The sequence below is a fragment of the Streptomyces pyxinicus genome, assembly GCF_024753135.1.
Taxonomy (GTDB): domain Bacteria; phylum Actinomycetota; class Actinomycetes; order Streptomycetales; family Streptomycetaceae; genus Streptomyces; species Streptomyces pyxinicus.
This window is the reverse complement of sequence record NZ_JANUGP010000026.1, coordinates 1-13,686: the sequence shown is the minus strand read 5'-3', so window position 1 is coordinate 13,686 and position 13,686 is coordinate 1. Positions and strand designations below refer to the sequence as shown.

Genomic DNA, 13,686 nt, shown 5'->3' with positions numbered 1-13,686 from the left:
GTCACCCGATGCGCATCTCGTAGCGCAGTTGCTGCCGATGGGCCGGCATGAGCATCTCGTCGGCCTGGATGGGGCGGTCGTGCTGGTCGAGGGTGAGGCGTCTGAGGCGGAGCAGTGGCTGATCCGGCGTGATGCGCAGAGCCTCGCACTCCTCGGCGCTGGGCATGCGGGCGGTGACGTCCTCGCGTACGCGGGCGCCGACGTGGCCCAGTTCGGCGAGGAGGGTCACGGCTCCGCCGGGGATCTTCCCCTTCTCGGCGAGGCGGGTGCCGCGGGCGATGTCGAGGGGGTAATAGGTGTCCGTCAACTCGTTCGGTTCGCCGTCCAGTTCGATGACCCTGCGGCGTACGACGACGGTCTCTCCCGCCGACAGCCCGAACAGCGCGGCGACCTCGTCCGGAGCGGGGACCTCACCGGCGAACACGACGCGCTGGCTTCCCTTCCGGCCCCGCGCCGCGGCTTCGGCGGCCCAGGCGTCGGGCTGCCCCTGCTTCGGCGGAGTCAGGTAGGGCATCGAGGTGCTGACCCAGCTGCTGTCACTCACACGGTCCTCCTGTGTTCGGGGCGTGGATTCCGCCGCCCGTCGAGCCCGAGATCGATGCAGAGAAGCGCCCGACCGCAGAACGGGTCGGGCGCTCATGGGGGTGGGCTTCCAGCGCTCTACGCCCTGCGGAACCCGCCGCCCGCGACGCCCCGTACGAAGGCGTCGAACTCGGTGGTACCGAACGCCAGGGCGGGGCCGTCCGGGGTCTTGCTGTCACGCAGGGCCCGGCCGCCGCCAGGGAGGGTGGCGACCTCGACGCAGTCACCGTTGTTGCCGGAGTACGAGGACTTCACCCACTCCACTCCGGCAGCCGACAAGAAGGCGTCGAACTCGGTGGTGCCGAACGCCAGGGCGGGGCCGTCCGGAGTCTTGCTGTCACGCAGCGCCCGGCCGACACCAGGAAGGGCGGCGACCTCGACGCAGTTGCCGTTGTTGCCGGAGTACGAGGACTTCACCCACTCCAGTCCGGCAGCCGAAGCGCGCTCGATGTAAGGCTTCACCGTCTTATTCCATTTCCTCTATGGCGCCCAGAATGAGTGCCCGTGAATCGCGGACGTTCGCCGCGGCCATGTTCAACCGCCGGAACAGGGTGGAGTAGGTGTCGACGTCGGCGGGTTCCTCGTAGTACAGGGTGCTGGTCGGCGATTCGGTGTAAATGATGTCCGTCTCGGTCGACGCCGGGAAGCTCATGATGACGAAGGGCCCGAAGAGGCATGCGTTCATAGGGTCGTTCCGGGGCAGCACCTGAAGCGGTACGTTCGACCGCCTGCTGTCCTCGACCAGTGCTTCGATCTGCGCCTTCATGACCTCGTTCGAGCCGACGCGGTGGTGCAGGACACTCTCCGAGATGATCACCCAGAGCTGCAACGGGTTCTCGCGCGTCAGCACCTTCCGCCGTTCGCTGCGCACATTGATCTGTGTCTCGACATGCTCTTCGGTGGCATCCGGCACTTGCAGCTCGATGAGCGCCTTGGTGTATTCCGGCGTTTGAAGGAGCCCCGGAACAAGGTTGGTCTCGACGTTGTACAGCTCGGCCGCGTCCCACTCGATGGCGACGTAGGCGGCGTACGCCGAATCGACGGCGTTGGTGTACCGCGACCACCAGCCCTTTTTCTTCGCTTCGCGCGAGAGTTCCTCGATCTCGGCGCGCTCGGCCGGGTTGGTGACCCCGGTCGCGTCCATCCAGGCGCGAAGGTCGGGGAGGCGGATGCCGGACTGGGCGCCCTCGATCCGTCCGACCTTCGACTCGGCCGAACCAAGCACCTTGGCGATGTCGGCGTGAGTCAGCCCGGCACTGTTTCGCAGCTCCTTGAGGCGCCGAGCCAACCGTCGCTGACGGATCGTCGGGTTGCTGTTGGCGGGCACGTTCGAGCCCCTCCTCTTCTTCGTGCGGGTCAAGTGTGCCGCTCGCGCGCGGCTGCGGCAACAACCCATCGAACGTCCTCAAAATGGGGGCTTTGGTACTCCACACTCAAGATCGCCGCAAGCTCCCCCGTATCCGATCAAAGAGGGCAGGTATGGCGGATCAGGGGACGGAGCAAGCGCGGTACCGGCGGCAGCGACCCAGCGTCAGAGCCGCTCGTGCCGATGCCAGGGCATTAGCCGGCAAGTGGAAACACCCGGAGATCGCTGCTGAGTTGGCGTTGCTGGTCTCGGAGGTGGTCACCAACGCCGTGATCCACGGGGACGCGGGCCGAGGGAGTCAGGTGCAGGTGACGTACCGCCTTCTCGACGACCGCCTGCGGGTGGACGTCCGGGACGCGGCGACCGGCCGGCCGCGGATACTGCGGCCCACACCGTTACCGGATGAACTCCGCGAGTTCGGGCGGGGCTTGACCGTCGTCGCCTCGCTCGCGCACCGCTGGGGCGTGATTCCCAGGGTCATCGGCAAAAGCGTGTGGTTCGAGGTCCTGCTCGGCACGCGGGTCGCCCCGGACACCGAGCAGGCGGTGTTCCGGTGAATCGGACGGCCGCACCCCAGCTGTACTACGCGACCAGTCTGCGCCTGGCCGCGGTGCCCTCGGCGGTCGGTTGCTCGCGCATGTTCGTCCGGCAGGCGCTCCGGCGCTGGAAGGTGCCGGACTACGTCGACGTGGCCGAGCTGGTGGTGAGCGAACTCGTCACCAACGCCGTCAAGGCGACCGGCATCACCGAGCCGCAGCCGAGGTGGACGGCGATCACGGCGGAGCACGTCGTCGCGGTGCAGCTTCGGATCACCGACAGGCGGCTGTACGTCGAGGTCTGGGACCGCAGCACCGACGCCCCCGTACGGAAGGACCCGGACGACGACACCGAGGGCGGCCGTGGCCTGCCGCTCATCGAGGCCATGACCGAGGGGTGGGACGTCTACCGCCCGGCCGTCGGCGGCAAGGTCGTCTGGGCCGAAATGTCGCTCGACGAGCCGCCGAAGCCGCCGCCTTTTCCCGCCATGCCGATACGGGTGCCGAACGAGATCAGGCCGCCGGGGGGTCGGATGGAGCGGGTGGCCACCACCGCCCTCATGCAGCGCGTCCTCGACGGACTCCGGGAACTCGTCTGATCCGGACGCCGTAGGAGGAGGTGGCGGGCGGAGGCGCACGATCCACGCAGAAAGAGGGCGTCCGGCGCGGTGCCGGACGCCATCTTCAAAAGCGCGTGACGTTACGCCGTAGCGTCCGCCGACTGTGCCCGCAACGCCCGCTCGACGCCCGCGCGGGATTCCGAGACCAGGCGGCGGAGGGCCGGGACGGGCTCGGTGGTGGTGAGCCAGGTGTCCGTCTTGGTCAGGGTGTCCTCGGAGACCTGGACCGACGGGTAGAGGCCGACCGCGATCTGCTGGGCGATCTCGTGGGAGCGGGACTCCCAGGCGCCCTTGAGGATCTCGAAGTAGCGGTCCGTGTACGGCGCCAGCAGCTCGCGCTGGTCGGTCTGGACGAAGCCGCCGATGACAGCCTCCTGCACCGCGTTGGGCAGCGAGTCGGACTCGACGACCGACGCCCAGGCCTCCGCCTTGGCCTCCTCCGTCGGGCGGGCCGCGCGGGCGGTGGCCGCGTGCCGCTCGCCGGCGGCGGTGCGGTCCCGCTCGTACTCGGCCGCGATCTCCGCCTCGTCGAACCGGCCGACCGCCGCGAGCCGCTGCACGAACGCCCAGCGCAGCTCGGTGTCCACGGCCAGCCCCTCGACCGTCTGCGAGCCGTCCAGCAGGGCCTCCAGCAGGTCGAGCTGCTCCGGCGTACGGGCGGTCGCCGCGAACGCCCGCGCCCAGGCGAGCTGGTGGTCGCTGCCCGCCTCCGCCGCCCGCAGGTGCGCGAGCGTGGCCTCGGTCCAGCGGGTCAGCAGCGCCTCCCGGGTGGCCGGCGCCGCGTACAGGTCGATCGCCAGCTTGACCTGGCGGTGCAGGGACTGCACGACGCCGATGTCGGACTCCTTGCCGATGCCGGACAGCACCAGCTCAAGGTAGTCACGGGTGGCCAGCTCGGCGTCCCGCGTCATGTCCCACGCCGACGCCCAGCACAGCGCGCGCGGCAGCGACGCCTCGAAGTCGCCGAGGTGCTCGGTGACGACCCGCAGCGACTCCTCGTCCAGGCGGACCTTGGCGTAGGACAGGTCGTCGTCGTTGAGCAGCACGACCGCCGGACGGCGCTTGCCGGTCAGCTGCGGTACGGCGGTCAGCTCGCCGTCCACGTCCAGCTCGATCCGCTCGGTGCGCACCAGCTTGCCCGACTCGGCCAGCTCGTACAGGCCGATCGCGATGCGGTGCGGACGCAGCGTCGGCTCGCCCTTGGCACCGGCCGGCAGCGCCGGGGCCTCCTGGCGGACCGCGAAGGAGGTGACGGTGCCGTCGGCGTCCGTGGCGATCTCGGGCCGCAGGACGTTGATGCCGGCGGTCTCCAGCCACGCCTTCGACCAGGTCTTCAGGTCACGCCCGGAGGTCTCCTCCAGCGCGCCCAGCAGATCGGTCAGACGCGTGTTGCCGAACGCGTGCCGCTTGAAATAGGCCTGCACGCCCTTGAAGAACTCGTCCTCGCCGACGTAGGCCACCAGCTGCTTGAGGACGGAGGCGCCCTTGGCGTACGTGATGCCGTCGAAGTTGACGAGCACGTCGTCCAGGTCGCCGATGTCCGCCATGATCGGGTGCGTGGACGGCAGCTGGTCCTGCCGGTACGCCCACGTCTTCATCGAGTTGGCGAACGTCGTCCACGAGTGCGGCCAGCGCGAGCCCGGCGCCGCCGCCTGGCAGGCGATGGAGGTGTAGGTGGCGAACGACTCGTTCAGCCACAGGTCGTTCCACCACTCCATGGTGACCAGGTCGCCGAACCACATGTGGGCCAGCTCGTGCAGGATGGTCTCCGCCCGCACCTCGTACGCCGCGTCGGTCACCTTGGACCGGAAGACGTACTGGTCGCGGATGGTCACCGCGCCCGCGTTCTCCATGGCGCCCGCGTTGAACTCCGGCACGAACAGCTGGTCGTACTTGGCGAACGGGTACGCGAAGTCGAACTTCTCCTGGAACCAGTCGAAGCCCTGCCGGGTGACCTCGAAGATCGCGTCCGAGTCCAGGTACTCGGCGAGCGAGGGCCGGCAGTAGATGCCGAGCGGCACCGACTGCCCGTCCTTCTCGTACACGCTGTGCACCGAGTGGTACGGGCCCGCGATGAGCGCCGTGATGTACGTCGAGATGCGCGGCGTCGGCTCGAAGATCCAGACGTCGTCCTTGGGCTCCGGCGTGGGCGAGTTGGAGATGACGGTCCAGCCCGTCGGCGCCTTCACGGTGAACTGGAAGGTCGCCTTCAGGTCCGGCTGCTCGAAGGAGGCGAACACCCGCCGGGCGTCCGGCACCTCGAACTGCGTGTACAGGTAGGCCTGCTCGTCGACCGGGTCCACGAAGCGGTGCAGGCCCTCGCCGGTGTTCGTGTACGCGCAGTCCGCGACGACACGCAGGATGTTGCGGCCCTCCAGCAGCCCCGGCAGGGTGATCCGGGAGTCCTGGAAGAGTGCGGCGGGGTCGAGCTGGTCGCCGTTCAGGGCGACCTCGTGCACGGCCGGTGCCACCAGGTCGATGAAGGTCTCGGCGTCACCCCGGGCGACGTCGAAGCGCACCGTGGTCACGGACCGGTAGGTACCGCCCTCCTGCGCGCCGGTGAGGTCAAGTTCGATCTCGTACGACTCAACGGTGAGCAGCTCGGCCCGCTGCTGCGCCTCTTCGCGAGTCAGGTTTGTGCCAGGCACGCGGTCATCTCCTCGTGATGTGTCGGTCGCTTCATCCTTCCATGCGAGCCACCGGGAACGCGATGTCCGGTTCCCACCGGTGCGGGCGGCGCCGAGCCCGGGGCCGGACATGCCGAAGGGCGGCCACCCACCGGTGACCGCCCCTGTGCCGCCACCGCCTACCTGGCGGACAGCTCCGCCGCCACCAGCTCCGCGATCTGTACGGCGTTCAGGGCCGCGCCCTTGCGGAGGTTGTCGTTGGAGACGAACAGGGCCAGGCCGTTGTCCACCGTCTCGTCACGGCGGATACGGCCGACGTACGACGGGTCCTGGCCGGCCGCCTGGAGCGGGGTCGGGATGTCGGAGAGGGCGACGCCCGGGGCCTTCGCCAGCAGCTCGGTCGCGCGCTCCGGGGAGAGAGGGCGGGCGAAGCGGGCGTTGACCTGGAGGGAGTGGCCCGAGAACACGGGCACGCGCACACAGGTGCCGGACACCTTCAGCGCCGGGATCTCCAGGATCTTGCGGGACTCGTTGCGCAGCTTCTGCTCCTCGTCGGTCTCGTTCAGACCGTCCTCGACGAGGTTGCCGGCGAAGGGCAGCACGTTGAAGGCGATGGGGCGCTTGTAGACACCCGGCTCGGGGAAGTCGACCGCCGCGCCGTCGTGGGTGAGCTTGTCGGCCTCGGCGGCCACCTTCTGCACCTGGCCGTGCAGCTCGGCCACGCCCGCGAGGCCCGAGCCGGACACCGCCTGGTAGGTGGCGACGACCAGCGCCTCAAGGCCGGCCTCCTCGTGCAGCGGCTTGAGGATCGGCATCGCGGCCATGGTGGTGCAGTTCGGGTTGGCGATGATGCCCTTGGGGCGGTCGGCGATCGCGTGCGGGTTCACCTCGGAGACCACCAGGGGCACGTCCGGGTCCTTGCGCCAGGCCGAGGAGTTGTCGATCACGACGGCGCCCTGCGAGGCGACCTTCTCGGCCAGCGCCTTGGAGGTGGCGCCGCCCGCGGAGAACAGCACGATGTCGAGGCCGCTGTAGTCGGCGGTGGCCGCGTCCTCCACCGTCACACCGTCCAGCACGGTCCCGGCCGAGCGGGCCGAGGCGAACAGGCGCAGCCGCGTGACCGGGAAGTTCCGCTCCGTGAGGATCCCGCGCATGACCGTGCCGACCTGACCGGTGGCTCCGACGATTCCGACCCTCACAGTGACTCCCTCTATCCGTGTCTCGCGTGACCGGGGCTTTTCCATCATGCGGCCGACCCCGGTCGACCTGTCCAATTTTTCGCGCAGCGTGCCCGAGGAATGGGACACGATCACCCGCCGGGCGGTTCCATACCTCCGCCCGGGACCCCGCTGAGCTGCAGAAATTCGCTTCGCGAGGCTCCGGCGCCGCAAGCTGTGCCGTCCGGGTCCCTGCCCGGGTGCCTTCCGGCCACACGACGGTGTGACGTACGCCTCTGCGGCCGGCGCGGAAACTCCGGGGGCGGCCGAACGTTCCGGCGGGCTCGCGCGTCGTAGGGGCGAACGCGGGAGGGGGTGGCGTGTGCTGCGCGGAGGGGCGTGCCGCGAACAGGGGTCGGGCGCCGTCGGCACGGAGTGTGCCGACGGGGCCGACGATCCGCTGGACGCGGCCCAGGAACGCCGGGTGCGGGCGGTGCTCGCGCTCGGCGGGGTGCCGCAGTCGGACCTGCCGGACGGGGTACAGCAGGTACGGCTGCGGCTGCTGGAGCGGACCGCCGGCGGGCGCGAGGCCCCGCGGGACGTGTCGGCGTGGGCGGCGGTGGTGGCGTCCAACCTGGCCATGGACTGGCACCGGGCCAGGCGGCGCCAGGAACGGCTGGGGGAGCGGCTGGCGGCGCTGCGCGAGCCGGCGCACCCTTCCGGGGAGGAGACCAGCCTGCTCTCCCTCGCCGTGGCGCGCGGGCTGGACGAACTCCCCGACACCCAACGGCAGGTGCTCGTCCTGCGCTTCTTCGCCGACCTGCCCGTGCGGGGCATCGCGGAGGAGCTGGGTGTCCCCGAGGGCACGGTCAAGAGCAGGCTGCACACGGCGGTCCGCGCCCTGCGCGAGCGGCTGCACGAGGACGAGGTGGTGTGACGTGACCGCCGGACACGAGAGCGGTGACGGTGTGACGCACGAGGACATGGACGCCCTCCTGCGCGAACAGCTGACCTGGCTCGCGGAGGCACTGACGGGGGAGCGGCAGCGGGCCAGCGCAGAGCCGGTCCGCGAGCCCCGGGGGGAGGACCTGCCGGGGGCACGGCCTACGGCGGACAGCGCCGCGGCTGTGCGGGGGGAGGCGGTGAGTGCGGGGCCGGTTGCGGGGCTGGAGAGCGGTCAGGCGGCGGCGAGGGCCGCGGTCGAGTCGGCCGACGGGCGGACGACCGAAGGGGGCTTGCCGGGGCCGGCTGGTGGTGGGTCGGTCGAGGGGGATTTGGCGGAGTCGGTCGGTGGTCGGGCGGCCTTGGGGTGCTCGGCGGCGTCGGGCCGCGATCGGGTGGCCGAGGGGGGTTCGGTGGAGTCGGCCGGGGGGAGGCCGGGTGGGGAGTCGGCGGGTGCGCCTGTCGCCGGGGGCGACCCGGCGGGTGCGGGGGCGGCCGGGGTGACAGCCGCCGGGTCTCCCGGTGAGGTGGACGCGGCCTCGCCCGGCGAGCCCGAGGCTCGGGCGGCGTCCGGTTCGGGTCCCGCCGCCGGGCGCCCCGCTTCAGTCGGCGGCGAGCGGCGTGGCGGGACAGCTCGGCGCTTCCGGCTCGGGGGTGGGCTCGGGCGGTCGTCGGACGGGGCGGGAGTGGGGGCGGCCGGGGCGTCGGCCGCCGCGTCTCCCGGCGAGGCTGAGGTAGCCCCGCCTGGCAAGCCCGAGGCTCGGGCGCTGTCTGGTTCGGGTCCCGCCGCCGGGCGCCCCGTTTCAGTCGGCGGCGAGTGGCGTGGCGGGGCGGCTCGGCGCTCGCGGCTCGGGGGTGGGCTCGGGCGGTCGTCGGACGGGGCGGGAGTGGGGGCGGCCGGGGCGTCAGCCGCCGCGTCTCCCGGTGAGGCGGATGTAACCCCGCCTGGCGAGCCCTCGGCCGGGGCGCCGTCATACTCGGGCTCCGCCGCCGGGCGCCCCGCTTCAGTCGGCGGCGAGCGGCGTGGCGAGACGGTCCGGCGCTCCCGGCCCCGGGGTGGGCCCGGGCGGTCGTCGGGCCCGGCGGGCGTGCGGGCGGCCGGGGCGGCAGTCGCCGCGTCTCCTGGCGAGCCCGAGGTTGGGGCCTCGTCCGGCGCGGGCTCCGCCGCCGGGCGCCCCGCTCCAGTCGGCGGTGAACGGCTCGGCGGGACGGCTCGGCGGTCCCGGCCCCCGGGTGGGCCCGGGCGGTCGTCGGGTCGTGGGCGGGCCGGGCGTATCGCGCTCGGGGCGCTCGTCGGGGCGGCCGTCCTGTGCCTGGGCCTCGGGTGGCTGGTGACGCAGTCGGGGAGCGATACGGGTGGGAGCAGTGCCGACGCGAAGAGTGCCGTGCAGGCGCCGGCCGACGGCGGGAAGCTCGGGCGGCCGGCCGACCCGGTGGGGGAGCTGGCCTGCTCCCGGCTGGTCGTGGAGGGCACGGTGGTGAAGGTGGAGCCGCGAGGCGAGTCCGGGGGGAGCCGGGTGACGGTGACCGTCGGCCGCGCCTACAAGCCCGCGCACGCACCGGTCCGGGTCAGTTTCCTGCTCGACGGCTCCCAGCCCGCACCGCACACCGGGCAACCGGTGCTCGTACGGGTCGCGCGGGACCGGCAGAACGCCGACCTGTGGGCCGTCGGCGAGGCCCCCGTCAAGGCCGCCCGCGCCTGGCTGACCGAGGCCCTGCCGGACTCCCGTCACGCCACCTGCCCAGCGGCCGGACGACGCTGAGAAGCGCGGCGCGAGGGAAAGGGGGCGGACGCCCACGCACGGCGCCCGCCCCCCTCAACCAGCCGTCACCCCGTTACGGCGTGACCTTCTCGATCTTCACGCTGCCCGTGCCCGCGACCGTGCCGCGGTTGTTGACGAGCTGGACCTGGCCGAAGAACTCGCGGCCGGCCGGGGCTTCGGCGGCGGCCGTGAGGGTGCCGCTGACCGTGGCCGTGTCGCCGGTGCCGAGCTTGACGCCGGCCGTGTCGTCCACCGTCACCGCACCGAGGGTGGGGGCGAAGAACACGTCCCGGTAGTCGTAGTCGGTCGAGCCGGACGGAATCGAGTAGCCCGCGACCTCGATGGTGTAGGTGCCGGCGGCCGGGGACGGCACGGAGACCGCCTCCTCCGAGTCACCGTCGGCGGACTTGCCGACCTCCTTGCCGGACGCGTCGTACACCGTCAGGTCCAGGTCGGCCGCCGTGTCCGAGACCGAACCGATCGCCACGTCCAGCGACTTCGCGCCGGCCGGCACGGTCACCGTGGAGGTCTGCGTCTCGCCCTGCTTGATGGCCGGGCGGGCGGTCTTGGCGGAGCCGAGCGGGCCGCCGACCAGCTTGCCGTCCAGCGCGGCGTACTTGTTCGTCACCTTCCAGGACGCGGTGGCCGGCCGGCCGACCTTCGCCTCGGGCACGGTCACGGTCTCCGGGTCGAAGACCGCGCCGAGCGCGGTGACGTCCAGCCGGTACGGGTTGTCCAGCAGCGGCGAGGTGCGGCGCGCCTCGACCTCGATCTCCCAGACGCCGGGCTGCGGGTCGGCGTACGAGCGCACGTCGGGCTTGCAGCCGTTGCCGTCGAGGTAGTTGTTGTAGCAGTACGGCGTCGAGGTGTTGTCGACCGGCGTGCCGTACGGGTTGATGGCGATGAACCGGGTCTGGCTGCCGGAGGCGAGGCCGCCGATCGCGACCTCCAGCGACTTGGCGCCCTCGGGCACGGTCACGAAGTAGGAGGTGGTGGCGTTGCGCTGGACGGAACTCGACGCCGCGACCGTGTACTTCACCGGCGCGGAGACGACGACGGTGGAGAGGATCTGCTTGTCGACGCCCTCGGTACGCGGGTCGTCGACCTCCAGGATCGCGCTCTTGAGACCCGCCGACCGCGGAGCCGCCCGCACCTTCACCGTCACCGGCTGGTTCAGCGGGAGCTTGACCACGTCGTCGCCGAGGATCTTGAAAGTGTGCTCGGCGTTGTTCTCGAAGTACAGCTCGTGGCGCACCGGCGTGGCGGGGCCCGAGGTACGGGTGACGGTGACGTCGTACGTCTTCTTCTGGCCCGCCTTCAGGCCGCCCTCGCGGTCGTACAGGCCGGTGCCGAAGCCGGGGGTCTTCAGGGCGGAGTCGAGCGCGGTGTCGACCGGTGCCTTGACCGTGTAGTCGTGGGCGGTGGCACCGCGCCGGATGGACTTCCAGGCGTCCACGATGTTGATCAGGCCCGCGCCCTCCTCGTACGCCTGCGCGCCCTTGATGTGGTCGGCGGTCGAGGTCAGCGCCGTGCGCAGGGTCGCCGGGGTCAGGTCGACGTGCTGCTGCTTGGCCGCGCTCAGCAGCAGCGCGGAGGCGCCGGCGGCCTGCGGGGAGGCCATCGAGGTGCCCTGGAGCATGGAGTAGCCGGCCGGCAGCGAGTAGCCCGCCTCGGCGACCGGGGAGCCCGGCAGCCAGGTCTGGGTGGTGTTGATCGCCGCGCCGGGGGCGCTCAGGGTCGGGGTGAAGCCACCGTCCTCGCGCGGGCCGCGTGAGGAGAAGGGCATCATCGCGTACCGGGTGGAGACGGCCGAGCCGTAGTTGGCGGCCCAGGTCTCCTTGGAGATGGTCGCGCCGACGGAGATCACCTTGTCCGCGAGGCCGGGGTCGCCGATGGTGTTGGCGCCGGGGCCGGAGTTGCCCGCGGAGATCACGAGCTGGACGCCGTAGGTGTCGATGAGCCGGGTGTACAGCTCGGCGCGCGCGTTGTTGCCGTCGTTCAGTGCCGGCAGGCCGCCGATGGACATGTTGACGATGTCGACGCCGCGGTTGGCGACGAGGTCGATCATGCCCTCGGTGAGCGCGACGTTGGTGCAGCCGCCGGTCCAGGTGCAGGCGCGCGAGGAGACGATCTTCGCGCCCGGGGCCTCGCCGTTCATCTTGCCGCCGAACAGCCCGTTGGCGGCGGTGATGCCGGCCACGTGGGTGCCGTGCTCGGACTCGATGACGCCGATGTTGACGAAGTCGGCCTTCTTGCCGACCCAGTCGCCGCCGTAGGGGTCGGTCGGCACGTCCTTGCGGATCTGCACGACGAACGGCTGGCGCTCGGCCACGTCGGTCTTCGGGTCGTCGGTGCCGAACCAGCCGACCTGGTGGTCCTCCTTGTACGGCTTCATCGGCGTGTCGTCGGTGAAGTCGAAGTTGTTGTTCAGGTCGACGCGGACCGTGCCGGCGGCCGGGTCGTAGAGGATGCCCCAGGAGTCGGTGGTGTCGCCGTCGCGGTTGGCGTCGCCCTTGGCGTCACCGCCGGCCGTGGCGTTCTCGCGGAACAGGTTGACCTGGTAGTCGCCCGCGGGAGCCTTCCAGTTCGCGCCGCCGTAGCTGAAGGAGGGGCCGCTGACCGGGTTGGTCATCCGGCGCCAGGTGCCGTCGCTGTCGGTGATCGGGTCGGTCGAGGTGACCCAGTCGACGATCTTGCGCTCGCCGGTGCTGGTCTTCTGGAGCGCCGGGTGGCTGAGGTCGACGCCGGAGTCGAGGATGCCGATGGTGACGCCCCGGCCGTCCGCCTTGGGGTTCTTCTTGACGAAATCGACCGCGCCGGTCTCGAACGACGGGTTGTAGGGGTTCTCCGCCGGGGTGCTCTTGCCCGGTCCCGAGTACGTCCTCTTCGCCGCTGCGGACTTGCCGGTGGTGGCGGTGTTCGGCGCCGGGTCGTCCAGCGGGATCTCCTGGCGCAGGTCGATCGCGTGCACCGAGGTGAGCTCGGCGGCGGCCTTGATGGCCGCGTCGGCCTGGGCGGTGGGGACGGTGGCGCGGACGTAGCCGACCTTGTCGTAGCTGCGGCCCACCGAGCCGCCCTTGACCGCGTCCAGCTCCCGGGCGACCTGCTCGGTCCGGCCGGGGGCCGTCGCGATCATCATCGTGACGTTCTTGGTGCCGTCGGCCTTGGCCTCGGCGAGCGCGTCGGCGTCGTCCGAACCCAGCTTGGCATGGGCGGACTTGAGACCGGGATCGGCGGCCGGGGCGGTCGGGGTGTCCGCCGCGACGGCCAGCGGGACCGACCCGGTCGCGGCGAGGGCGGCCACGACACCCACGGCCGCGGCTATGCGGGCCAGGCGTCTCGGACCGGATATGGGATCACGCTCGGGCGTGTGGGTCATCGGCATCCCTCAGGTAAAGGAACGTGTGAACGAGAGCGCTCAGCTTTACCCGAAGGGCAGGAATTTGGGGTTCGTTGACCGAATCGATATCCATGTATGGGGAAAACCCCCGATGGATTTCGGGGTGATCCGGGCGGATCTCCCCCCGTTGGTCCGGCGCGGTCTTCGCGGCTAACGTCGGGGAATGCGACGTAAGTTGAGGGTGGCGGCCTACGCCGTGTGCGTCCGTGACGGCCGGATACTGCTGGCCCGCTCGCCGGGACCGGACGGCACGCCCGAGTGGGTGCTGCCCGGCGGCGGCATGGAGCACGGCGAGGACCCGTACGACACCGTGCGCCGCGAGGTCGCCGAGGAGACCGGGTACCGCGTCGAGGTGACCGGCCTGCTCGGCATCGACTCCGCCCGCCATCTGCTGCCCCGCCGGGCCGCCCGCGGCCGGGTCGACCACCACGGGGTGCGGATCGTGTACGAGGCGGTCGTCACCGGCGGCGAACTCCGCCACGAGGTGGGCGGCTCCACCGACCTCGCCGCCTGGCAGGACCTGGACGCCGTCACCGGACTGGTCCGGGTGCCGCTGATCGACACGGCACTGCGCCTGTGGCGCGAACGGCCACCCGGCGGACGAGCCGGCACCACCCCTCATGCCGCCCCCGAGGCAACCCCCGAGGCAACCCCCGAGGCAACCCCCGAGGCAACCCCCCAGAGGACCGGACA

At 71.6% G+C, this 13,686-nt stretch carries 11 protein-coding genes; 5 read left to right on the top strand and 6 right to left on the bottom strand.

Annotation, left to right across the window (positions count from 1 at the left end):
• Position 1: 1 nt before the first annotated feature.
• From NX794_RS27415 to NX794_RS27400, 3 genes are all read right to left on the bottom strand, one after another.
• Positions 2-544: a GntR family transcriptional regulator gene (locus NX794_RS27415; protein ID WP_258781793.1), complete on the bottom strand. Its 543-nt coding sequence runs from the start codon at positions 542-544 to the stop codon at positions 2-4.
• A gap of 116 nt (positions 545-660) precedes the next feature.
• Positions 661-1,044 carry a DUF397 domain-containing protein gene (locus tag NX794_RS35955; protein WP_309506035.1) on the bottom strand — a complete coding sequence of 128 codons (384 nt, stop codon included), beginning with the start codon at positions 1,042-1,044 and terminating at the stop codon, positions 661-663.
• 4 nt (positions 1,045-1,048) lie between these two features.
• On the bottom strand, positions 1,049-1,909 hold the full coding sequence (locus tag NX794_RS27400) for a helix-turn-helix domain-containing protein (protein ID WP_258781792.1): 861 nt from the start codon (positions 1,907-1,909) through the stop codon (positions 1,049-1,051).
• Positions 1,910-2,061: 152 nt separating this feature from the next.
• Between NX794_RS27400 and NX794_RS27395 the strand changes: the two genes are divergently transcribed.
• Together NX794_RS27395 and NX794_RS27390 are read left to right on the top strand one after the other, a co-directional pair.
• Positions 2,062-2,505, top strand: coding sequence for an ATP-binding protein (locus NX794_RS27395; RefSeq protein ID WP_258781791.1), 444 nt, complete (start codon positions 2,062-2,064; stop codon positions 2,503-2,505).
• Complete coding sequence (locus NX794_RS27390; protein ID WP_258781789.1) at positions 2,502-3,083, top strand: ATP-binding protein; 582 nt, start codon at positions 2,502-2,504, stop codon at positions 3,081-3,083. The genes NX794_RS27395 and NX794_RS27390 overlap by 4 nt, the downstream gene beginning before the upstream one ends.
• A 101-nt stretch (positions 3,084-3,184) precedes the next feature.
• Here the strand turns inward: NX794_RS27390 and pepN are convergent, their stop codons facing one another.
• Together pepN and NX794_RS27380 are read right to left on the bottom strand one after the other, a co-directional pair.
• Positions 3,185-5,752, bottom strand: a complete 2,568-nt coding sequence (pepN, locus tag NX794_RS27385) for an aminopeptidase N (RefSeq protein ID WP_258781787.1) — start codon at positions 5,750-5,752, stop codon at positions 3,185-3,187.
• A 158-nt stretch (positions 5,753-5,910) separates the two neighbouring features.
• Positions 5,911-6,930 (bottom strand): aspartate-semialdehyde dehydrogenase, encoded by a 1,020-nt coding sequence (locus NX794_RS27380; protein WP_258781778.1) that lies wholly within the window; start codon positions 6,928-6,930, stop codon positions 5,911-5,913.
• A 340-nt stretch (positions 6,931-7,270) separates the two neighbouring features.
• On the opposite strand from NX794_RS27380, the gene NX794_RS27375 reads away from it, so the two are divergent.
• Positions 7,271-7,825: an RNA polymerase sigma factor gene (locus NX794_RS27375; protein ID WP_258781777.1), complete on the top strand. Its 555-nt coding sequence runs from the start codon at positions 7,271-7,273 to the stop codon at positions 7,823-7,825.
• 1,390 nt (positions 7,826-9,215) lie between these two features.
• Entirely contained in the window at positions 9,216-9,593 is a 378-nt protein-coding gene (locus tag NX794_RS27370; RefSeq protein ID WP_258781776.1) for a hypothetical protein, read from the top strand.
• Between the two features lie 73 nt (positions 9,594-9,666).
• On the opposite strand, the gene NX794_RS27365 is transcribed toward NX794_RS27370, so the two are convergent.
• A complete protein-coding gene (locus NX794_RS27365; protein WP_258781774.1) occupies positions 9,667-12,972 on the bottom strand; it encodes a S8 family serine peptidase in 3,306 nt (1,101 codons plus the stop codon).
• Positions 12,973-13,174: 202 nt separating this feature from the next.
• Between NX794_RS27365 and NX794_RS27360 the strand changes: the two genes are divergently transcribed.
• The coding region (locus NX794_RS27360) for an NUDIX hydrolase (protein ID WP_428985972.1) at positions 13,175-13,686 on the top strand (512 nt) is incomplete at its 3' end.